The sequence below is a fragment of the Collimonas sp. OK242 genome, assembly GCF_900107095.1.
Taxonomy (GTDB): domain Bacteria; phylum Pseudomonadota; class Gammaproteobacteria; order Burkholderiales; family Burkholderiaceae_D; genus Collimonas.
In genome coordinates, this window is the sequence record NZ_FNOR01000004.1 from 62592 (window position 1) to 83645 (window position 21054).

At 56.8% G+C, this 21054-nt stretch carries 22 protein-coding genes and 1 other RNA gene; 14 read left to right on the top strand and 9 right to left on the bottom strand.

What is annotated here, in order from left to right; all coding sequences use genetic code 11:
• Positions 1 to 85 precede the first annotated feature (85 nt).
• On the bottom strand, positions 86 to 1672 hold the full coding sequence (gene gshA, locus BLV81_RS04960; protein ID WP_092353398.1) for a glutamate--cysteine ligase: 1587 nt from the start codon (positions 1670 to 1672) through the stop codon (positions 86 to 88).
• 336 nt (positions 1673 to 2008) lie between these two features.
• On the opposite strand from gshA, the gene folD reads away from it, so the two are divergent.
• The 6 genes from folD (at position 2009) to BLV81_RS04990 (ending at position 7980) form a co-directional block, all read left to right on the top strand.
• Positions 2009 to 2854, top strand: coding sequence for a bifunctional methylenetetrahydrofolate dehydrogenase/methenyltetrahydrofolate cyclohydrolase FolD (gene folD / locus BLV81_RS04965; RefSeq protein ID WP_092353050.1), 846 nt, complete (start codon positions 2009 to 2011; stop codon positions 2852 to 2854).
• A 5-nt stretch (positions 2855 to 2859) separates the two neighbouring features.
• Positions 2860 to 4938 (top strand): M3 family metallopeptidase, encoded by a 2079-nt coding sequence (locus BLV81_RS04970; RefSeq protein ID WP_092353051.1) that lies wholly within the window; start codon positions 2860 to 2862, stop codon positions 4936 to 4938.
• A gap of 61 nt (positions 4939 to 4999) precedes the next feature.
• Positions 5000 to 5626, top strand: a complete 627-nt coding sequence (locus BLV81_RS04975; protein ID WP_092353053.1) for a glutaredoxin family protein — start codon at positions 5000 to 5002, stop codon at positions 5624 to 5626.
• A gap of 27 nt (positions 5627 to 5653) precedes the next feature.
• On the top strand, positions 5654 to 6079 hold the full coding sequence (locus BLV81_RS04980) for a DNA polymerase III subunit chi (RefSeq protein ID WP_092353055.1): 426 nt from the start codon (positions 5654 to 5656) through the stop codon (positions 6077 to 6079).
• Positions 6060 to 6506, top strand: a complete 447-nt coding sequence (locus tag BLV81_RS04985) for a hypothetical protein (RefSeq protein ID WP_143036282.1) — start codon at positions 6060 to 6062, stop codon at positions 6504 to 6506. The genes BLV81_RS04980 and BLV81_RS04985 overlap by 20 nt, the downstream gene beginning before the upstream one ends.
• 157 nt (positions 6507 to 6663) lie before the next feature.
• The gene (locus BLV81_RS04990; protein ID WP_092353059.1) at positions 6664 to 7980 is read left to right on the top strand and encodes a D-amino acid dehydrogenase; all 1317 of its coding nucleotides are present in this window, start codon (positions 6664 to 6666) and stop codon (positions 7978 to 7980) included.
• A 185-nt stretch (positions 7981 to 8165) separates the two neighbouring features.
• Here the strand turns inward: BLV81_RS04990 and BLV81_RS04995 are convergent, their stop codons facing one another.
• On the bottom strand, positions 8166 to 8675 hold the full coding sequence (locus BLV81_RS04995; RefSeq protein ID WP_061539076.1) for an Lrp/AsnC family transcriptional regulator: 510 nt from the start codon (positions 8673 to 8675) through the stop codon (positions 8166 to 8168).
• A 177-nt stretch (positions 8676 to 8852) separates the two neighbouring features.
• Here BLV81_RS04995 and BLV81_RS05000 point away from each other — a divergent pair, with 177 nt between their 5' ends.
• From BLV81_RS05000 to BLV81_RS05010, 3 genes are all read left to right on the top strand, one after another.
• The gene (locus BLV81_RS05000; protein WP_092353061.1) at positions 8853 to 10001 is read left to right on the top strand and encodes a branched-chain amino acid ABC transporter substrate-binding protein; all 1149 of its coding nucleotides are present in this window, start codon (positions 8853 to 8855) and stop codon (positions 9999 to 10001) included.
• Positions 10002 to 10322: 321 nt separating this feature from the next.
• Positions 10323 to 11468, top strand: a complete 1146-nt coding sequence (locus tag BLV81_RS05005; RefSeq protein WP_369823806.1) for a branched-chain amino acid ABC transporter substrate-binding protein — start codon at positions 10323 to 10325, stop codon at positions 11466 to 11468.
• Between the two features lie 290 nt (positions 11469 to 11758).
• Positions 11759 to 12886, top strand: a complete 1128-nt coding sequence (locus BLV81_RS05010) for a branched-chain amino acid ABC transporter substrate-binding protein (protein ID WP_092353399.1) — start codon at positions 11759 to 11761, stop codon at positions 12884 to 12886.
• 157 nt (positions 12887 to 13043) lie between these two features.
• Here BLV81_RS05010 and BLV81_RS05015 read toward each other — a convergent pair whose 3' ends face one another.
• On the bottom strand, positions 13044 to 13355 hold the full coding sequence (locus tag BLV81_RS05015) for a c-type cytochrome (RefSeq protein ID WP_092353065.1): 312 nt from the start codon (positions 13353 to 13355) through the stop codon (positions 13044 to 13046).
• Positions 13356 to 13519: 164 nt separating this feature from the next.
• On the opposite strand from BLV81_RS05015, the gene BLV81_RS05020 reads away from it, so the two are divergent.
• From BLV81_RS05020 to BLV81_RS05035, 4 genes are all read left to right on the top strand, one after another.
• Entirely contained in the window at positions 13520 to 13756 is a 237-nt protein-coding gene (locus BLV81_RS05020) for a TIGR04438 family Trp-rich protein (protein WP_092353067.1), read from the top strand.
• A gap of 86 nt (positions 13757 to 13842) precedes the next feature.
• On the top strand, positions 13843 to 14742 hold the full coding sequence (locus tag BLV81_RS05025; RefSeq protein ID WP_092353069.1) for a LysR family transcriptional regulator: 900 nt from the start codon (positions 13843 to 13845) through the stop codon (positions 14740 to 14742).
• Positions 14743 to 14878: 136 nt separating this feature from the next.
• On the top strand, positions 14879 to 15736 hold the full coding sequence (gene lgt, locus BLV81_RS05030) for a prolipoprotein diacylglyceryl transferase (RefSeq protein ID WP_092353071.1): 858 nt from the start codon (positions 14879 to 14881) through the stop codon (positions 15734 to 15736).
• 77 nt (positions 15737 to 15813) lie between these two features.
• Positions 15814 to 17346 (top strand): malonate--CoA ligase, encoded by a 1533-nt coding sequence (locus BLV81_RS05035; protein WP_092353073.1) that lies wholly within the window; start codon positions 15814 to 15816, stop codon positions 17344 to 17346.
• Positions 17347 to 17361: 15 nt separating this feature from the next.
• Here the strand turns inward: BLV81_RS05035 and BLV81_RS05040 are convergent, their stop codons facing one another.
• The 5 genes from BLV81_RS05040 to BLV81_RS05060 all read right to left on the bottom strand — a co-directional run bounded on the left by BLV81_RS05040 (position 17362) and on the right by BLV81_RS05060 (position 19355).
• Positions 17362 to 17826: an EVE domain-containing protein gene (locus BLV81_RS05040; protein WP_092353075.1), complete on the bottom strand. Its 465-nt coding sequence runs from the start codon at positions 17824 to 17826 to the stop codon at positions 17362 to 17364.
• A 100-nt stretch (positions 17827 to 17926) separates the two neighbouring features.
• A non-coding RNA gene (gene ssrS, locus BLV81_RS05045) (6S RNA) lies at positions 17927 to 18107 on the bottom strand.
• 122 nt (positions 18108 to 18229) lie between these two features.
• Entirely contained in the window at positions 18230 to 18541 is a 312-nt protein-coding gene (locus tag BLV81_RS05050; RefSeq protein WP_092353077.1) for a cell division protein ZapA, read from the bottom strand.
• The gene (locus tag BLV81_RS05055) at positions 18538 to 18777 is read right to left on the bottom strand and encodes a coiled-coil domain-containing protein (protein ID WP_092353079.1); all 240 of its coding nucleotides are present in this window, start codon (positions 18775 to 18777) and stop codon (positions 18538 to 18540) included. The genes BLV81_RS05050 and BLV81_RS05055 overlap by 4 nt, the downstream gene beginning before the upstream one ends.
• 68 nt (positions 18778 to 18845) lie before the next feature.
• Positions 18846 to 19355: an FUSC family protein gene (locus tag BLV81_RS05060; protein WP_092353081.1), complete on the bottom strand. Its 510-nt coding sequence runs from the start codon at positions 19353 to 19355 to the stop codon at positions 18846 to 18848.
• Between the two features lie 141 nt (positions 19356 to 19496).
• Between BLV81_RS05060 and BLV81_RS05065 the strand changes: the two genes are divergently transcribed.
• Entirely contained in the window at positions 19497 to 20801 is a 1305-nt protein-coding gene (locus BLV81_RS05065; protein ID WP_255364966.1) for a lactonase family protein, read from the top strand.
• Positions 20802 to 20828: 27 nt separating this feature from the next.
• On the opposite strand, the gene BLV81_RS05070 is transcribed toward BLV81_RS05065, so the two are convergent.
• Complete coding sequence (locus BLV81_RS05070; RefSeq protein WP_092353083.1) at positions 20829 to 21053, bottom strand: formate dehydrogenase subunit delta; 225 nt, start codon at positions 21051 to 21053, stop codon at positions 20829 to 20831.
• Position 21054: the final 1 nt, after the last annotated feature.

Here is a 21054-nt window from a genome sequence, read left to right on the forward strand (position 1 = left end):
TAAATTGCAAGCAATCTAGTTTGCATTTAAAACTATCGCCGGGATTGCCATTCACTATGCCCGGCGACTTGGCTTAAACACCCGCTTAAACGCTCATATTGCCCAAGGTGCTGGCGCGATAAGCCGCGACGAAGGTATCGAAATCGCCAGTCTGGCTACGCTCCAGGCTCTCCTGTTCGGACAGTGAGGCGGCGGCCAGAGTTTCGAAATAATTGCGTTCTTCCGGGCTGGGAGGATGCGCCAGGAAATAAGCCGCATGCGCCTTGCTTTGACGCAGCGCAAAACTGGCAAACGATTCCTTGTTCTGCTGCAGAATAGACAATACCTGCGCCGACGGCGTCAGTTCGACCTGGTCCAGCTTGAGGCTTTGTTTTGCCAGCGATGCCGCATGGACGCCGTCGCTGCGCTGAGCGTCGAGCAAAGCCGCAGCCTTGCCGATCCGCTCCAGCAATTCCTTGCCCCAGGTTTGCAAGCCGACCGGATTACCGTCGCGCCGCAATTGCAATCCGGGACGCCGCCCTTCTTTCACCGCACGCGAGAAATTCTCGGTGTTTTCCAGGCTTTCCTCATCGCTGGTCAAGGGGCTGTCGTCCAGCGCGCAGAACAGCAGGAAGGCGTCGAGGAAGCGCGAAGTTTCCAGGCTGATGCCCATCGGCTCGAACGGATCGATGTCCATGCAGCGCACTTCGATGTATTGCACGCCGCGCGCAGAGAGCGCCTGGATCGGCCGCTCGCCCGAATTGATCACGCGTTTCGGCCGGATCGTCGAGTAGTACTCGTTTTCGATTTGCAGGATATTGGTATTGATTTGCACCCACTCGCCGTCGCGATGGGTGCCGATTGTTTCATAGGGCGGGTAAGGCTGGCTGACCGCCCGTGCCAGGCTCTTGACGTAGCTGTCGAGGCTGTTGAACTGCGGCGTCAGGCGCGCCTGGGCTGCGCTGGTGTAGCCAAGGTCGCTCATGCGCAGGCTGGTGGCGTAAGGCAGGTACAAGGTGTCCTTGTCCAGCTGTTCCAGGCGATGCTGGCGGCCGTCGAGAAAACAGGTCGACAGGGCCGGCGATGCGCCGAACAGATACATCAGCAGCCAGCTGTAGCGGCGGAAATTGCGCACCGTCGCGATATAACTTTCCGACTGAAAATGCATCGCCGTGCCGTCGGCTCCTTCAGCTTCCTGCAAGACCTGCCACAGTCCTTCCGCCAGCGAATAGTTGTAATGGATGCCGGCGATGCATTGCATGCGCTTGCCATAGCGCAGCGCCAGGCCGCGCCGGTAGACGTGCTTCAGCATGCCCATGTGCGATGTGCCGTACCAGGCGATCGGAATCTGCTCTTCCGCCGGCAAATGGGCCGGCATCGACTGGCTCCAGAGCAATTCGTCACCCAGCTTCGAATAGACGAAACGATGGATCGCATCCAGCTCGGTCAGCGCCGTTCCTATGTCGTGCTCCGCCGGAGTAATGAATTCCAGCAGCGATTCCGAATAATCGGTCGTGATCTGCGGCTGCGTCAGCGCCGAGCCCAGCGCGCGCGGATGCGGCGTCAGGGCCAGCCGGCCGTTGCCGTCAACCCGTAAGGTTTCTCTCTCGATGCCGCGCAAGCCCTGGCCTAGCAAGCCGCGATGCTGCTCTTGCCCTAGCAGCGCCAGCCGGCGAGTGTAATGATCAGTCAATTCAGCATCCTTTGCGTTCAAATCCATCATCTTGGGCTGGTTGGCCTTTGGTGATTTCATGATTTCATGATTTCGTGATTTTTTGATGTCGCGACGTTATTGCTGCCCGTAACTCGGGTCGTAGAAGGCGAGAATAGCCGAAAATGAAAGAACGCGTTGGATGTCGGCCAGAGCGCAATCGACAGGTGAAAATCGCGCTGGCCGACAGCGTGCTTTATCAAATAGGCAATCTTCAGCAAATTTACAAGAATCCGCAAGGAACTCGCTGCTGGTGCAAACTTATGAGGGGCGCACCCCTTATAATCCTGCTTTGCTTTCAATTTTCACGCCACCACTATGCCAGCTCAACTGATTGACGGAAACCTCCTTTCCAAACAACTACGCGCCGATGTCGCCAAGCGCGCCGCCGTACTGACCGCACAGGGCAAGCAGCCCGGCCTGGCGGTGATCCTGGTCGGCGACAGCCCGGCTTCGCAGGTGTATGTGCGCAACAAGGTCAAGGCTTGCGAAGACAACGGCTTGCATTCAGTGCTGGAGAAATACGATGCAGACCTGACCGAAGCGGCCCTGCTGGCGCGTATAGCCGCCTTGAATCATGACCCGAAGATCAACGGCATCCTGGTGCAACTGCCGTTGCCGGCGCATATCGATGCCCACAAAGTGATCGAAGCCATCGCTGCAGAAAAAGACGTCGACGGCTTCCATGTCAGCAACGCCGGCCTGTTGATGACTGGCCAGCCGCTGTTCCGCCCGTGTACTCCTTACGGCGTGATGAAAATGCTGGAATCGGTCAACTTCCCGGTGCGCGGCGCCCATGCCGTGGTCGTCGGCGCCTCGAATATCGTCGGCAAGCCGCAAGCCATGCTGCTCTTGCAAGCCGGCGCCACTGTCACCATCTGTAATTCCAAGACGCGCGATCTCGGGCTGCATACCCGCATGGCCGATATCCTGGTGGTGGCTACCGGCAAACGCAATATCGTTACCGCCGACATGGTCAAGCCGGGCGCTGCCGTGATCGACGTCGGCATGAACCGCGACGATCACGGCAAGCTGTGCGGCGACGTCGACTTTGCCAACGCCAAGGAAGTCGCCGGCTACATCACCCCGGTGCCGGGCGGCGTCGGCCCGATGACCATCACCATGTTGTTGGTCAACACCATCGAAGCCGCAGAAAGAATGTAATTGCAATGACATCTACCGCTACCAACGCCAGCAATCCCCTGCTCGACTTCACCGGCCTGGCCAGGTTTGACGAAATCACGCCGGCCGACATCACGCCGGCGATTGCCGCGCTGCTGAAGCAGGCGCATACCGTCGTCGCCCTGCTGGAAACGTCGACCGATGCGGTCACCTGGGACAATTTCGTCGTCCCGCTGGAACACGTGACCGAAAAATTGAGCCGCGCCTGGGGCATTGTCAGCCATTTGAATGCGGTAGCGGATACGCCGGAATTGCGTGCCGCGTATAACGAGAACCAGCCGAAACTGATCGAGTTCCGGACCGCGCTGGCGCAAAACCTGGCCTTGTTCGATAAGTACAAGGCCATCAGGAACAACCTCGATTTCGCCGATCTGTCGGCGCCGCGGCGCAAGATAGTCAACAACGCGCTGCGCGATTTCAGGCTCGGTGGAGCAGAACTGCCGCCGGCCCAGAAGACCCGTTTCGCCGAAATCCAGGAAAAGCACGCGGCGCTGACCACCCGGTTCTCGGAAAACATTCTCGACGCCACTAACGCCTACGGCTTGTTTGTCAACGACGAGGCCGAATTGGCAGGATTGCCGGACGACGTGCGCCAGGCCGCGCGCGCCGCAGCCGAGCAGGATGGCAGGCCCGGTTATAAATTCACGCTGCACTTCCCGTCTTATTTCCCGGTCTTGCAATATGCGGACGACCGCGCCTTGCGTGAAAAAATGTATCGCGCCAATGCCACCAAGGCATCCGAGCTGGGCGAAAAACCGGAATGGGACAACAGCGCCAACATTGTCGAGATCCTGCGTTTGCGCAATGAAGAAGCAAAACTGCTGGGCTTCAAGAATTACGCCGAGCTGTCGCTGGTGCCTAAGATGGCAAAAACGCCTGTCGAAGTGATGCATTTCCTGGAAGACCTGGGCCAGCGCGCGCGCCCGTTCGCCGAGCAAGATCTGGCCGAGCTGCGCACCTTCGCCGCAGAACAACTGGGCCTGGCCTCGCTGGAAGCCTGGGATCTGGCCTATGCCGCCGAAAAACTGCGCGAGCAGCGCTATGCTTTTTCGGAACAAGAAGTAAAACAATATTTCCCGGAACCGGTCGTGGTCGCAGGCTTGTTCCAGCTGGTGCAGCAATTGTTTTCGGTCGACATCAGCGCCGACCAGGCCACGGTGTGGCACCCGGACGTCAAGTTTTTCCGGATTCAAAAAGACGGCAAGCTGATCGGCCAGTTCTATCTCGACCTGTATGCCCGCAACGGCAAGCGCGGCGGCGCATGGATGGACGATGCACGCGCCCGGCGCCGCCTCGGCAGTGAAATACAAACCCCGATTGCCTACCTGACCTGTAATTTCACCGCGCCGGCAGTGGTTGACGGCGTCGCCAAACCGGCTTTGTTTACGCATGACGAGGTGATCACCCTGTTCCACGAATTCGGCCACGGCTTGCATCACATGCTGACCCGGGTTGACGAGATCGGCGTATCCGGCATTTCCGGCGTCGAGTGGGATGCGGTCGAATTGCCTTCGCAGTTCATGGAAAACTTTTGCTGGGAATGGGAAGTATTGCAGCACATGACGTCCGAGACGGAAAGCGGCCAGCCCTTGCCGCGCGCGCTGTACGACAAGATGATCGCCGCCAAGAATTTCCAGTCCGGCCTGCAAGCCCTGCGCCAGGTTGAGTTTTCCTTGTTCGATATGCGCTTGCATGACGATTACGATCCGTATGGCAGCCAAAGCGTGCAAGACCTAATCAACCAGGTGCGAGCCAAGATCGCAGTCATCAACCCGCCGCCGTTCAATCGCTTCCAGCATTCTTTCGGCCACATTTTCGCCGGCGGCTATGCTGCCGGCTATTACAGCTACAAATGGGCTGAGGTATTGTCGGCCGATGCGTATAGCGCGTTTGAAGAAGCGGCCGCGCGCGGCGGGAATGTGGTGTCGGCTGAGACCGGCAAGAAATTCCACGACGAAATCCTGGCCGTCGGCGGCTCACGTCCGGCGCTGGAATCGTTCAAGGCGTTTCGCGGACGCGAACCAAGCATCGACGCCCTGCTGCGGCATAGCGGCATGGCGGCATAGCAGTACCAACACAGGCAAATCTTCGCCGCAGGCCGGCGATTTTTATAACAAGGGGAAGAGAATGAAGGTTGGAATAAAATCCGCTGCAATGTTTTTTTTGCTGATGTCGGCCGCGAGCGTACAGGCGCAACTGTATAAATCCACCGGCCCGGATGGCAAGGTCACTTATAGCGATACGCCGCCGGCCGCCGGCAAGGTGATGCCACAGAAAACCGGCGCCGGCGACAGCAGCAACAGCGGCGACGGCCTGCCGTATGAACTGGCGCTGGCGGTCAAGAACCATCCTGTCACCCTGTATAGCTCGGAAAAATGCATCCCCTGCGACGATGGCCGCAAAATGCTGAACGAACGCGGCATCCCGTTCAGCGAAAAAACCGTGAAGAGCAATGAAGACATTGCTGCATTACGCAAGAATACGAAGGAAGACCAGTTGCCCGTGCTGACCGTTGGCGGCAGCAAGGAAAGCGGCTTCTCGGCAGCCGCCTGGGGCACCGCGCTGACTGCGGCCGGCTACCCGGAAAGCAATCGTTTGCCAAAAACCTATCGCAATGCCGCGCCGGTAGCCGCCGCGCCTGGCGCCGCCTCGCCGAATAAATCCGCGGCGCCGGCCACCAACACCAGCAGCAGCCCCAATAACGGCGACGCCCTGCCGGCGGCAGGTAACGCGCCTCCCGGTTTCCGCTTTTAAGATCTTGCCGCCCCACTATCATCACTCATGACGCAAATCGACTTTCACACCAATATTTCGGACAAATTTCTGTACACCTGCCGACTGGTGCGCAAAGCCCGCATGGCGCAACGCCAGATCGTCATATTGGGCAGTAATGCCGAGGATCTGGCGATGCTTGACCAAGCGCTCTGGACATTTTCCGAGCACGACTTCTTGCCGCACGTCAGAGCCGGCGATCCGCTGGCGGCACAAACCCCGGTGATTCTGGCCGCCGATGAAGAAACCGAGTGGCCGCATCACCAGATCCTGGTCAATCTGTCCGGCAGAACGCCACAGCATTTCGCCCGCTTCGAAAGAATGTTCGAAATCATCTCGCTGGCCGAAGACGACAAGGCCGGCGGGCGCGAGCGCTATCGTTTTTACCAGCAACGCGGTTATCCGCTGACCCATTTTGTTGCTGACAACGTATGAGGATTTTGCAATGACCAACGGTAAACATGACGCCAATATCCCTTTATTGACCGAGGTCATTGTTCCGCTACCGACTTTGACCGACATTATAGAGACGCCGCCGGCGGCTATTGTCAGCGCCGCAGCATCGGCAATCGATGACGAAGACAGTGTCGAGTTGCCCTCGGCACAGCCGGAGATCACGCTGAGCCAGTATGACTGGGAGCGGCTCGAGGCTGAGGTAAGGGAAAAAGTATTGCAGCAACTGCAGGACCGCATCGATTTTGTCATCGAACAGCGCGTCCGTGATGGCTTGGCGGACGTGTTGCAGACCGCGGTGGAAGGCATGGCGGCGCAAATCAGAAGCGGCTTGCATCAGACCCTGGACGAGGTGATTTGCCGAGCAGTAAGCCTGGAATTAATCAAATTAAAAAAAACAAATATTTAGCGTATTTTTTTTGATTTCCAATCACTATTTTCAGTGCCGTAGATAAAAGTAAAAAAAATAGATCTCATTTTGATCGCCTAAAAAATCTAAGTTTTCTTACAATAGCGCTATTGAAAAGCGGTAATTTTGTTTAAAAACGGTGGTTTTTGGAGATGAGATGAAAGTAATTGTATTGGGCGCCGGCGTTATCGGCACTAGCTCTGCCTGGTTCCTGAACAAGGAAGGTCACGATGTGACAGTGATCGAACGCCAGCCGGGTGCGGCGCAAGAGACCAGTTTTGCCAACGGCTGCCAGATTTCGGTATCGCATGCCGAGCCTTGGGCCAATCCGCAAGCGCCGTTGAAGGTGTTGAAATGGCTGGGGCAGGAAGATGCGCCGTTGCTGTATCGCTTCCGTCCGGAATGGCTGCAATGGAAATGGGCGCTGAATTTCCTGCGCGAATGCACGCCAGCCCGCACCAACGACAATATCCGCCAAATCGTCGCCATCTGCGAATATAGCCGTCAGACCTTGCAAGCGGTGCGCGCCGAGACCGGCGTCGACTATGATTGCCTGACACGCGGCATCCTGCATTTCTACACCGAACAAAAAGAATTCGATATCTCGCTGCCTGCCGCGCAACTGATGCGCGACCTGGGCTGCCCGCGCGACTCGATCAGCGCCGACGAAGTGGTGAAGATCGAACCGGCCCTGGCCCGTATCCGCGACAAGATCGTCGGCGGCGATTTTACCGCCACCGATGAATCCGGCGACGTCTACAAATTCACCTCAGGGCTGGCCGATAAAGCCGCCGCAGCCGGCGTGAATTTCCAGTACAACACCAGCGTCACCCGCCTGATTACCGAAGGCAGCGGCGCCGGCGCCAAGATCACCGGCGTCGAAGTCATCAATGCCGACGGCCGTCACGAAGTGCTGCATGCCGACGCTTTCGTGGTTGCCATGGGCAGCTTCTCGACACCGTTGCTGAAACCGCTGGGTATCGAACTGATGATTTATCCGGGCAAAGGTTATTCCGCCACCTATCAGATTACCAATTCCGAAGCCGCGCCAAGCGTCTCGCTGACCGACGACGGCTACAAACTGGTGGTGTCGCGCCTGGGCGATCGCCTGCGGGTGGCCGGCACCTGCGAACTGAACGGCTACACGCGCGAACTCAACACCACCCGTTGCGAAGCGATCACACGCCGTACCCGCGAGCTGTTCCCGGACGGCTGCGACTACGACAATCCGGTTTACTGGACCGGCCTGCGCCCGATGACGCCATCCAACGTGCCGTATATCGGCAAAACCAAAATCGGCAACCTGTTCCTCAATACCGGCCATGGCACGCTCGGCTGGACCATGGGCTGCGGTTCCGGCCGCGCCATCGCCGAGATCGTCTCGGGCCGCCGGCCGGAGGTAGATTTTGCCTTTACCGGCATGCCGCGGCAGGCGCCGCAACCATTGATTTTGCCGCGCCCTGTGCAGGCATGAATGCTGTTACGCCTGCTGTAGCAAGGCAATGAAAAAGACCGATGCTGGCGCCAGCATCGGTCTTTTTTTTATCTGCTTTCTTCAACTGTTGCGATCCGTTGCGACATGGCGCGGTTTTTGCGTATGTGTCTGCGTGAATCAGTTGCGCCGCTATTTTTGTTGTTAAGGCGCACTGTTCAAGTGCATCACTTGGCGATGCGCACCTCGACCGTTGCCGGCTTCTCGTCGAAGGCGACCCGTGTGACGAACTTGGCGCGCTTCATAGGGAAGCGAGATTGGAAATGGCGGACATTGCCGGAACCAGAAATGACCCGGCGCACAAACTGATAATAGGCATCCATATCGATCACATGCACGACTAGGAAATAATCGTAATCGCCGGACACGAAATAGCATTGCATGACTTCGGCTTCCTTGTTCATGCGCAGCTCGAATTCCTGCATGTGCTCGTCCGACTGGTGATTCAGCGAGATCTCAAGAAACGCCAGCATGCCGTAACCGAGTGCGAACGGATCGACCAGGGAGACATCGGCGCTGATGATGCCGGCTTCGCGCAAGTCACGCAAGCGGCGCAGGCAGGTTGGCTGGGAAATGTGCGCTTTATCGGCCAGGGTGCGGGTCGGCATCTGATTGTCGCGCTGCAGCAAGTTCAGCAGTTTACGATCGACTTTGTCTAGGGTGTGATGTTTGCTCATGCCAAGGGGATTAAGGGCTGCGTCAGCTGTTTTAAGAATTCGCAAAAACCGCTATGCGAAGCGTTTTTTATGTTGTAACGTTGCTTTATTCGGATAAGTCTGGATAAATAATAGATAAGCAGCGGATGGTGAAACTGTAATTAGATTGTTTTATTTTAAATCCTCAGGAGGATATTCATGCAGAACAAGATCAAAATGATTCCGTTGGCTGGCGCAATTGCAATGGCTTTCGCCTTTGCCGGCCCTGTTTCAGCTCAAGAAGTCGTCACTATCGGTCAAGTCAGCCCGCTTACGGGTCCTAACGCCCACATCGGCAAGGACAATGAAAACGGCGCTACGATGGCGATCGAAGAACTGAACGCCAAGGGCACCATGATCGGCGGTAAAAAAGTTACCTTCGTATTGGCTTCCGAGGATGACGCCTCCGATCCGAAACAAGGGACTGCAGTTGCGCAGAAGCTGGTGGACGCCAAGGTCAAGGGTGTTATCGGCCACATGAATTCCGGCACCACCATCCCGGCATCGAAGATTTATTACGATGCAGGCATTCCGCAAATCTCGCCATCCGCCACCAATCCCAAGTACACCCAGCAAGGCTTCAACACCGCGTTCCGCGTGGTGGCCAACGACGGCCAGCTGGGCGGCACCCTGGGTCGCTACGCCATCAATACGCTGAAGGCCAAGAACATTGCCGTGATCGATGACCGTACCGCGTACGGCCAAGGGGTTGCGGAAGAGTTCGCCAAGAGCGCCAAGAAGGCCGGCGGTACTATCGTCGCTACCCAGTTCACGACCGACAAGGCGACCGACTTCAATGCGATCCTGACCTCCATCAAGGCCAAGAATCCTGACCTGATCTTCTTCGGCGGCATGGATGCGGTCGGCGGCCCGATGCTGCGTCAGATGGACCAGCTCGGCATCAAAGCCAAATACATGGGCGGCGACGGCCTGTGCACCACTGAACTGGCCAAGCTGGCCGGTGCAGGCTTGAAAGACGACCAGGTAGTCTGCGCCGAAGCTGGCGGTGTGCCAGATGCCGGCAAGGCAGCGCTGGACGCCTTCAAGGTGGCTTACCAAAAGCGATTCAACCAGGAAGTCGTGATCTACGCACCGTATGAATACGACGCGCTGATGACCATGGTTGACGCCATGCAAAAAGCCAAATCGTCTGATCCGAAAAAATACCTGCCGGAACTGGCCAAGATTCACCACCAGGGCGTGACGGGCGTGATCTCGTTCGATCCTAAGGGCGACATCAAGGACGGTTCGCTGACTTTGTATACCTACAAGGATGGCAAGCGCACTTTGCTGACCGTGACAAAATAATCGTCTCGCGCAGCATCCAAAAACGCCCCGTCTGACGGGGCGTTTTTTTTATTGCGCAATATTACGCATTTGCACGCATCAAAGAATTTGCCGGCAGTTACGCAAGAAGCGGCTGCCGCTTATCTCCCCGCCAGCGCCGCTTCGCGCCAAATATCCTCTTTATCCCAAGCTGCATTCCCCCACCTTAGCCGTGATGGCGTTGTCAAAAACACAGGAAAACCCTATGCGAAGATTTTTTTCTGTTGTAATGTTTACATGTTCCGCTGAACAAATGGCGGGAAAATCTTTGCTTACTTAATCCTTAGGAGAAAACACGTGCAGATGAAGAACAAAATGTTGCCGTTGGCTGCAGCAATCGCGATGGCCCTGGGCGCTGCCGGCTCGGCCTGCGCCGAGGAACAAATCGTCAAGATCGGCCATGTCGGTCCGGTGACCGGCCCTTCGGCCCACCTCGGCAAAGACATGGAAAACGGCGCCAAGATGGCGATCGAAGAATTGAACGCCAAGGGCGTTACCCTGGGCGGCAAGAAAATCAAATTCGTACTGCTGACAGAAGATGATGCATCCGATCCCAAGCAGGGCACGGCCGCAGCGCAGAAACTGGTGGATGCCAAGATCGACGGCGTCATCGGCCACCTGAATTCAGGCACCACGATTCCTGCTTCCAAGATCTACTACGATGCCGGCATCCCGCAAATCTCGCCGGCCGCCACCAGCCCGAAATACACCCAGCAAGGTTTTAACAGCGTATTCCGCGTCGTCGCCAACGACGGCCAGCTGGGCGGCACGCTGGGACGTTATGCGGCCAACACGCTGAAGGCCAAGAATATCGCCGTGATCGACGATCGCACCGCTTACGGCCAAGGGGTAGCGCAGGAATTCGCCAAGGGCGCCAAAAGCGCCGGCGTCAATATCGTCGCAACCCAGTTCACCAACGACAAGGCGACCGACTTCAACGCCATCCTGACTTCAATCAAGGCCAAGAATCCGGATGTGATTTTCTTCGGCGGCATGGATGCAGTTGCCGGCCCGATGCTGCGCCAGATGAAACAACTCGGCATCAAGGCCAAGTTCATGGGCGGCGACGGCATGTGTACTGCCGAACTGGGTAAATTGGGAGGCGATGGCGTGATCAACGATCAGGTGGTGTGCGCGGAAGCCGGCGGCGTCGAAGATTCGGGTAAAAAAGGCCTGGACGATTTCAAGACAGCCTTCCAGAAAAAATACAACACTGAAGTCAAACTGTATGCGCCCTACTCGTACGACTCGGTGATGACCATGGTGGAAGCCATGCAAAAAGCCAACTCCGCCGATCCGAAAAAATATCTGCCGGAACTGGAGAAGATCCATCACAAGGGCGTGACCGGCATGGTCGCCTTCGACGCCAAGGGCGATATCAAGGACGGCACGCTGACCTTGTACACCTACAAGGATGGCAAGCGCACCTTGCTGGCCGTCACTAAGTAACATTCACCTGCCGTTTCTGGAAGCGTCCCTGGCTTAACGTTAGGGGCGTTTTTTTATTTTGCGCTCTCGCCGCTCCGCGGATTACACATATCATTCTGCAGAATTGATAAAAAAACATATAAAAGCGCTTTGCGAAGCTATTCTTATGTTGTACCGTTTAACACCCCGGACAAACCGAACTAGCGATTGAAGTCGACTGTCTAAAAATTTTTTACCATTAATTCATTAATTTATTAATTTATTAATTTCGCCGCAAATCCTTAGGAGGAAATCTGGTGCACAAAATGAAAATGATTCCATTGGCCGCTGCCATCGCATTGGCCCTGTCTGCGAGCGCTCATGCGCAGGAACAAGTGGTCAAGATCGCCCACGTCGGCCCCATCACCGGCCCCATCGCTCACATCGGCAAGGACAATGAAAACGGCGCCAAGATGGCGATCGAAGAGTTGAACGCGAAAGGCATCATATTGGATGGCAAGAAAGCCAAATTCGTATTGATGGCGGAAGATGATGCATCCGATCCGAAACAAGCCACTGCAGTAGCGCAAAAACTGGTCGACGCCAAAGTTGCCGGCGTCATTGGCCACGTCAATTCGGGCACGTCGATTCCTGCATCGAAAATTTACTACGACGCCGGCATCCCGCAAATTTCGCCTTCGACTACCAGCGCAAAGTATACCCAGCAAAATTTCAACACCACCTTCCGCGTAGTGGCTAGCGATAGCCAGTTGGGCAGCGCCCTAGGCCGTTATGCCGCCAAGACGCTGCATGCCAAAACCGCAGCCGTGATCGACGACCGTACCGCCTATGGCCAAGGCCTGGCGGAAGAATTCACCAAGGCAGCCAAAGCGGCCGGCATAACCATTGTGGCGACCCAATACACCAACGACAAGGCGACCGACTTCAATGCGATCCTGACCTCGTTCAAGGCCAAGAAGCCTGATGTCGTGTTCTTCGGCGGACTGGATGCCGGCGGCGGCCCTATGCTGCGCCAGATGAAGCAACTGGCCATCACGGCAAAATTCATGGGTGGCGACGCCATCTGCACTTCCGACCTGCCAAAACTGGCAGGTGACGGCATCGGCAACGATCAAGTGATTTGCGCCGAAGCCGGCGGCGTGGAAGAGTCCGCCAGAAAAGGCCTGGACGATTTCAAGACAGCTTACAAGCAAAAATACGGCAAGGACGTCGTGATCTATGCGCCGTACACCTACGATGCCTTGATGGCCATGGCAGACGCCATGCAAAAAGCCAAGTCGGCCGATCCGAAAAAATACCTGCCGGAACTGGCCAAGATTCACCACAAGGGCGTAACCGGCATGATCTCGTTTGACGCCAAGGGCGACATCAAGGACGGCACGATCACTTTGTATACCTACAGGAATGGCCAGCGTACCCAGCTTGCAGTGACTAAATAACGGTTCAACTGTTCTCGTTTTCGAGTGCCAGCCGAAGAGCGTTCCGGTTGCCGGGACGCTTTTTTTTTATCGCTTTTGTTGAACGCCTTTGTTCAAACTTCCAGCCGTAAAAAAAGGCGCTCACCTGAGCGCCCTGTTTGCGGCATGGCCTGCGCCATTATTTCTGCGACAAAATCCATTTCACCAGCGTATGCGCTTCGGCTTCGCTCACTTGCGGATTGGCCGGCATCGGGATCGCGCCCCAGGTGCCTGTGCTGCCCTTCAAGACTTTCTGCACCAGCATGTCTTCAGCGCCTTTTTGACCGGCGAATTTCACTGCAACGTCCTTGTATGCAGGACCGACCACCTTGTTAGCCACCGCGTGGCAAGCCAGACAGTTCTTGGCTTTCGCCAGATCCAGACCGGCATCCGCCAGAGCGGAACCTGAGGCCATTGCGCCAAGCAAGGCACAGATCAACAAACGTTTCATTCTTATCTCCGTCAAAAAAAATGTGACACCATTTTACCTGCCCGCCCGCATTGTCTCATATCCCAGAAACACCCACATGCATCAGAAATTCAACATATCAGATCAACATCCGTTGACCACAGGCATCTTTCGCCCTATCCTTTCCGCAAAGAAAAGGGAAAGCCATGCCACTGATTATTATTATCGTTTCGTTAATAGCGTTAAAATACTTCGAGATTGGTCCGTTTGCCGGCATGTCCTGGTGGTGGATCGCTGGCCTGATGGCGATTGCCTTTATCTGGTTTGAATTCCTGGAGCGGATGCTCGGCCTGGACAAGCGAAAAGCGCACGAAGAAATCGAAAAGACCAGGCGGGACCGGGTCAAGAAAACCTTTGAGAATCATAAGGGCCGTGGCCGCTGACATTCGCAGGAACCGCAACACCAAAAGCCGGCGCTTCTCCGGCTTTTTTATTAGATGCGGGCTGTTTACGAATTGATGATGAATTTATGAATATCGAGCTGCGACAACTGCGCTATTTCGTGGCGGTTGCCGAAGAAAAGCATTTCGGCCGCGCCGCACTGCGGCTGCACATGACGCAGCCGCCGTTATCGCAAGCCATCCAGGCGCTGGAAGCCAATCTTGGCACGCCGCTGTTTGCACGCACCAAACGCAGCGTTGCCCTGACGCCGGCCGGGCTGGCGCTGCTGCCTGAGGCGCAACGCCTGTTGCAGCAGGCTGCCACCCTGCCCGATCTGGTGCGGCGTGCGGCTTCCGGCGAATCCGGTTTGCTCACGTTGTCGTTCGTCTCCACTGCCGATTACAGCATCTTGCCGCCGCTGCTGCGCGCCTTCCGCGAAGCCTATCCGCAAGTGCAAATCGACTTGCAGGAAGCCACCAGCGATCTCCAGCTGGCGCAGTTGATGGAAGGCAGGATCGATGCCGGCCTGCTGATTCCGCCTTTACCCGACAAGGCCAAGCTGGCGCTGGATTACCAGCCGGTTTTATCGGAGCCGCTGATCCTGGCGGCGCCCAGCGGCCTCAAGGTTTTGCGCAGCAAGGGCAAGATCGCATTGAGCTCCCTCGCAGATATGCCCTTGATCATTTTCCCGCGCCGCATCTCGCCGGGGTTTCACGACACCATCCTGGGCTGCTTCCGGTCCGCCGGCGTCACCCCGCATATCGGCCAGGAAGCGATCCAGATGCAAACCATCGTCGGCCTGGTATCGGCTGGCATGGGGATCGCGCTTGTGCCACAATCGGTGTCGAACCTGCAACGCCCGGGGGTCGACTATCGCGAATTGCAGGATCAGACGCCGCTGGTGGAAACCGGCCTGGCCTGGCGCCGTGATAATGTTTCACCGGTGCTGCAAGCCTTTTTACAACTCTGGGGTCGCTCAAAGCCGTAGCCTCAGCTACGCTGACTTGGTTCAAGTAGTCTGGTCGAGAAGCGCAGCTGTACGGATGTACAGCGAGCATCACAGGCCAGAGATTGAGCCGCGCAGCAGGCTTTGTGGGACCCTTTTTGAGAAAGAAATAGAAAATATGCTGATTCATCCCTTGCCCGATCCGATCGCCTTCTCTTTGGGACCGCTCCATGTTCGCTGGTACGGCCTGATGTATCTGCTGGCGTTCATCCAGTTCATCTGGGTCGGCCGCATCAGGATCAAGCAGCCGCATATTGCCGCCGCCGGCTGGAAAAAGGAAGATATCGACGACATGCTGTTTTATGGCGTGCTGGGGGTAGTGATCGGCGGCCGCCTGGGGCAGGTATTCTTTTATGATCCAGCCTATTATTTTTCCCATCCGGCCGAAATCATCGCGGTCTGGAAGGGCGGCATGTCGTTCCACGGCGGCTTTATCGGCGTCATGATTGCCATGGCGTGGTGGGGCCGCAAGTCCGGCCGCAAACTGATGGATATCATGGATTTCATCGCGCCCATGGTGCCGCTCGGCTATGCCGCCGGCCGCCTCGGCAACTTCATCAACGGTGAATTGCCGGGCCGGGTCGTATCCGATCCGTCGCTGCCGTGGGCCATGATCTGGCCGAATGTGGACAGCCTGCCGCGCCATCCTTCGCCGATTTACCAGATGCTGGTAGACGGCATTTTGCTGTTCATCATCCTCTGGCTGTTCTCGCGCAAACCGCGGCCGCGCATGGCGGTGGCCGGCATGTTCTCGCTGCTGTACGGCTGCGCCCGTTTCTTCACCGAATATTTCCGCGTGCCGGACTATAACGTGACGTTTGGCGGCATCACGATTTCCGCCGGCCAGATGCTGTCGGCGCCGATGATCGTATTGGGCATCGTATTGCTGATCATCGCCTACAGGAATCCGCGCCGGTACGCCGGCGCCGGCGATGCGCCGCCAGCCAAAGCCCTGACAGGCAAATCGACACCCTGAACCAAAGTGCGGGCGTTCACCTTGCCACCTGACGGCGGCCGGGCGAACGCTTCCCGCCCCCCTTTTCCGCTTTGACCATGACAGCCAATCTTTACGCCCTTTTTGCGTCGCGCTTTCCTGCCGACAAAACCGCTTGCTGCATCGAAACCCATGATGGCCAGTATTACACCTGGGGCGACATCGAGCGCGCCTCCGCCAGGATCGCCAACTTGCTCAGCAGCCTGGGTCTGCCGAGCGGCGCGCGGATCGCCGTGCAGGTGGAAAAATCAGCCGAGGCATTGATACTTTATCTGGCGACATTACGCGCCGGTTTCGTCTACCTGCCGCTGAACACAGCTTACCGCGCCGCCGAAATCGCCTATTTCATCGGCGATGCAGAACCCGCGGTATTCGTCTGCTCACCGCAAAATTTCGGTTGGATAGCACAGATCGCATTCAAAGCCGGTACCCAACATCTGTTTACGCTGGATGAAGGTGGCCACAGCCGCAGGAACTCCGGATCGCTGCTGGCGCGCGCCATGCATCATCCGGACCGATTTGAAACGGTTGACAAGCAGGCCGACGACCTGGCCGTGATCCTGTACACCTCGGGCACCACCGGCCGCAGCAAGGGAGCCATGCTTTCGCACGGCAATATCGGCTCGAACGCCCTGGTGTTGCAGCAATACTGGCATTGGCAAGCGGATGACGTCTTGCTGCATGCGCTGCCGCTGTTTCACATCCATGGCTTGCTGGTCGCGGCCAACGGCGCGCTGCTGAACGGCAGCAAGATGATTTTCCTGCCGAAATTCGACGCCGCGGAAGTCTGCCGCCAACTGCCCCGCAGCACCGTTTTCATGGGCGTGCCGACCTATTATGTGCGGCTGCTGGCGCACAGCGGATTCGAGCGCGGCACTTGCCGCAACATCCGCTTGTTCGTGTCCGGCTCGGCGCCTTTGCTGGCCGATACCTTTGCCGAATTTATCGCACGCACCGGCCACACCATACTGGAACGCTACGGCATGAGCGAGACCGCCATGCTGACCTCCAATCCGTACGCCCGGCAGCGGCGTGGCGGCACCGTCGGCCTGCCTCTGCCGGGGGTCTCGTTGCGCTTGATGACGACCGACAGCAATGGCGCCAGCCTGGCCTGCGCTACCGATGAAATCGGCGACATCCAGGTCAAGGGACCGAATGTATTCCGTGGTTACTGGCGCATGCCGGAAAAGACTGCGGAGGAATTCACTGCCGACGGCTATTTCAAGACCGGCGACGTCGGCAAAATCGATAGCGAGGGCTACCTGGCAATCGTCGGCCGCAGCAAGGATCTGATTATTTCGGGCGGTTATAACGTCTATCCGAAGGAAATCGAAAGCGTGATAGATGAAATCGATGGCGTGCTGGAATCCGCGGTGATCGGCATTCCGCATATCGATTTCGGTGAAGCGGTGACTGCAGTGATCGTGAAACGGCCGGGAGCCAAGCTGACGACGGCAGATGTAATCGCCCTGATGAAAACGACTATTGCCAATTTCAAGGTGCCCAAGCAAGTGTTCTTTGCCGAGGAACTGCCGCGCAACACCATGGGGAAAGTACAAAAAAATGTGCTGCGCGAGCGTTATACAACGTAAATGGTACGCGCGGCCTCACCCCTTCATGAGCTTGGTCGTGATGTAGCGCCATTCTGCAGCGCTGACCGGCGTGATGGAAAGCCGGTTGCCGCGGCGCAGGATCTGCATCTCGGCCAGCGCTTCCTGCTGCCGCAATTCCGGCAAGGCGATGAGGCGCGTTTTCTTCAGGGCGCGCACATCGACCAGCATCCAGCGCGGATTCTCGCGCTCGGCCTTGGGATCGAAATATTTACTCTTGGGATCAAACTGGGTGTCGTCCGGATAAGGCGTGCTCGCCACCTCAGCCAGGCCGGCTATGCCAGGCACGGCGCAACCGGAATGATAGAACAGCACGCCGTCGCCGACCTGCATGGCATCGCGCATGAAATTGCGCGCTTGATAATTGCGCACGCCGTACCAGGCGATGGTTTGTTTGGACATGGCCAATACGTCGTCGATACTGGCGTCGTCCGGCTCGGATTTCATTAGCCAATAACTCATTTGGTCCCTAAGCTGGTATCGAAGATGAAATTGGAAAATTCGACTGGAAAATGCGGTCGGAAATAAAAAAAGCGGCTGCACATGTGCAACCGCTTTAGAATCAAGTCCCGCCTGTGCCGCTTTGTCGGCATCCTGAACCAAAGCGATTCAAGTTGGCCGCAGTTAGTTCAACTTCGGGCTCATCGGACTAGCGACGCTCACACCTATCGAACAAAATTCCGCAGCCGTTGCGTATAAATGGTTCAAGGATTTTATGACAATCGCGAACACGGCAGGAGACGTTAGTCTACTCCAAACGATATCCATGTCAAACCCCTTTTTGGCGAAATTTTTGGTGCGAGGCAGTCAGCGAAGCGGCCAAATACATGGCTGGCCGGCAGGCGTCGCGCCCTAGCCACAACGATTAAAACAAGTCTTCCTGTGCAGCCAGGGCTTCGTCCAGGACCGCATGCATCGCAGTGATATTCTGCTTTACTTCCGACATGGTGAGATCGGACAACGGACCTGCGGGGGCTTTGCTTCCCAATAATTCGGCGGCGATGCCAAGCGCGGCAATGACGGCGATGCGATCATTGCCGCGAATTTTCCCGGCATCGCGGATGGCAGTCATTTTGCCATCCAGGTAAGTGACGGCTTCCTGCAGCGCCCTCTCTTCGCCTTCTTTGCAAGCCAGGGTATATGCCTGGCCCATGATGCTGACATTTAACTGGCTCATGTAAGCTCCTGATCTTGCAACGATTTTTGCGAAAGTTCTTGCGGCAATGCCGGAAATTTATCGAGTAAGGCGGCTACCCGCTGGTGCGCTTCCCCGATGCGTTGCTTCAACTCTTCGTTTTCACTCTGCAAACCGGTCACGCGCAGGCGTAGTTCGGCATTTTCGCGACGCAAGGCGTGCGTCAGCTCGGCCAGTTGGCCGATTTTTTCTGATAATTGATGGAATTCTGAAATCATTTTGTCACTATAGTGTCGCTAAGGAAATTACGTCAATAGATTCGATCAATGAACCTGGCGGCTGGTCATCAATTTGGGGGTGGTGCCAGGCGCTTGAGTGCATAGGAATACGCCAATGATTGCAATAATGCCACGGTACTGCCAGCGATAACCTCCCCGACCCGTAGCAAAGCATATTGCAGCTCCTGATGCAGGCCTTTGCCGCCGATCGCAGCCGACATCAAAATAACCACGGTCGCCGGACCCAGACGCCAGTTGGCAGGATAGTTCTGCAACAGCATGGCCACCAGCACCGATGTTGCCAAGGCGACCAGCAAGGACAGGAATCCCGGACCGAGAACAACCAGCGCCAGACATGCAACCACGCAGCCGTTCAGGGTATTGATCAAACGGGCCCGGAAGTTTGCCTTGGCCAGGTTGACATCCGGCTCGGTCACAATGATCAGGGAAATCAAGGCCCAATACGGCTCCTGCAAACCCAGGGCGCGCAATCCGTACCAGGTGATCAACACGCCCGTCACGATCTTGACCAGGTAAACCAGGGCATTTTTTCTGGGGCTAATGAATTGAAAGTCCATCCTGGCCTTTAGAATTTCGGTGCGAGCGCCATTTTAGCCGAGAACATGGTTGCCCCGAGAATTCAGTACCTTACTCCGTGACACGGGCCTCCGGTGAAGGTACATCCATGGCGGCTGTGAATTTACATATTGCCAATCGGTTTGGATCACCCTATATTCATTCGTCGCAACGATCCGGCCAACAATCTGGAAAGAAACGCCGAAGCAGCCGGCTCGGCTACCGGAGAAAATATGCAGATTCCATCAGCTATCTTCCGCCGCTCCAGAAGGATGGCGCTATCCCTTGCCCTACTCACCATGACCAGCATGCCGCTCAAAGCCGAAACGCCGCCGCCCCCTGCCCCCGCTCTATTTGCCTATGTAGGAACGTATCACCCCAACGGTGCAGGCGTCTACCTGTTTAAGGTGGATAGCCAGTCAGGCGCACTGAGCCGGGTGAAGGTCGTCAGCACACTGCCGAATGCAGCCCAGCTCGATCTCGATGCTGGCGGCAAAACACTGTATGTCGCAAGTGAAGTAGGTAATTACAACGATAGCCAGCATGGCGTGCTGGCGGCGTATGCGGTGAACCGGACGGATGGCTCGCTGACGCTATTGAATCAACAGGATGCGCAAGGCAAGAATCCGGTGCATGTGGCGCTGACGCCAAAGCAGAATTATCTGCTCGCCGCGAATTACGGCAGTGGTTCAGTGGCCTCCTTTCCGCTGGCTGAAGACGGCAGTTTGCTAGCAGCCGTGTCGGTCCGGCAAAGCACCGGCCCCGCCGGCGCTGCGCGGCCCGAAGCAGCCGCCATCGGCAGCTTTGCCGTCAGCGGCCATGACAGTCCGCATGCGCACATGATCGCCAGCGATCCCAGCGGCAAGTTTGCATTTTCCACCGACCTTGGGCTGGATCGCATATATCAATGGCGCTTCGACCAGAGCAGCGGCAGCTTGACGCCGAATACGCCGCCCTTCATCAAGGCATCGTCGGCCGGCGCCGGCCCGCGCCATTTCGTGTTTCATCCCAACGGCAAATATGTCTACCTGATCAATGAAGAATCTTCAACGCTGACGCTCTATCACTTCGACCAGGCCGCAGGGACTTTGCAAGAACAGCAAACCGTCTCAAGCCTGCCGAAAAATTATCAGGGCACCAGTTTTGCCGCCGGCCTTGCCTTGAGCCACGACGGCCGCTTTCTGTATGTGGCGAACCGCCTGCGCAACAGCATTGTCCAGTTCGCCATCGGCGCGCAAGGCAAGCTCAGTTGGGTAGAGGAAACCTGGACCCGCGGCGACTATCCGCGCAGCATCGTGATTGAGCCGCAAGGGCGTTATATCTATGCGCTGAACCAGCGCAGCGACAATATCACCCAGTTCGCCATCGACAAGCATAGCGGCAAGCTGGAATTTATCGACAGGTATACCGGGCTGGGCAGCCCTTCGCAGATGGTGTTCTTACGCTGAGGCTTACTTACTGCAAACTACTGCAAATTACTGCAGCTCGCCCGGATGCCGTTGAATCGCCTCCAGCACGAAAGGCTTGAGGCCTGCGCCGCCCCGTTCTTCGATATACGCCAGCAATTCGCGCCGCATGCGCGGCTCCCAGTTGCGCGTCAGGTGGCTGGTGAGATCTGTCATGGCTTGCTGGTGGTCGGGCATGCTCTCGAAAAATGACCCGATCTGATTCGCCATCTTCACCAGGTGTTCTACATTCATT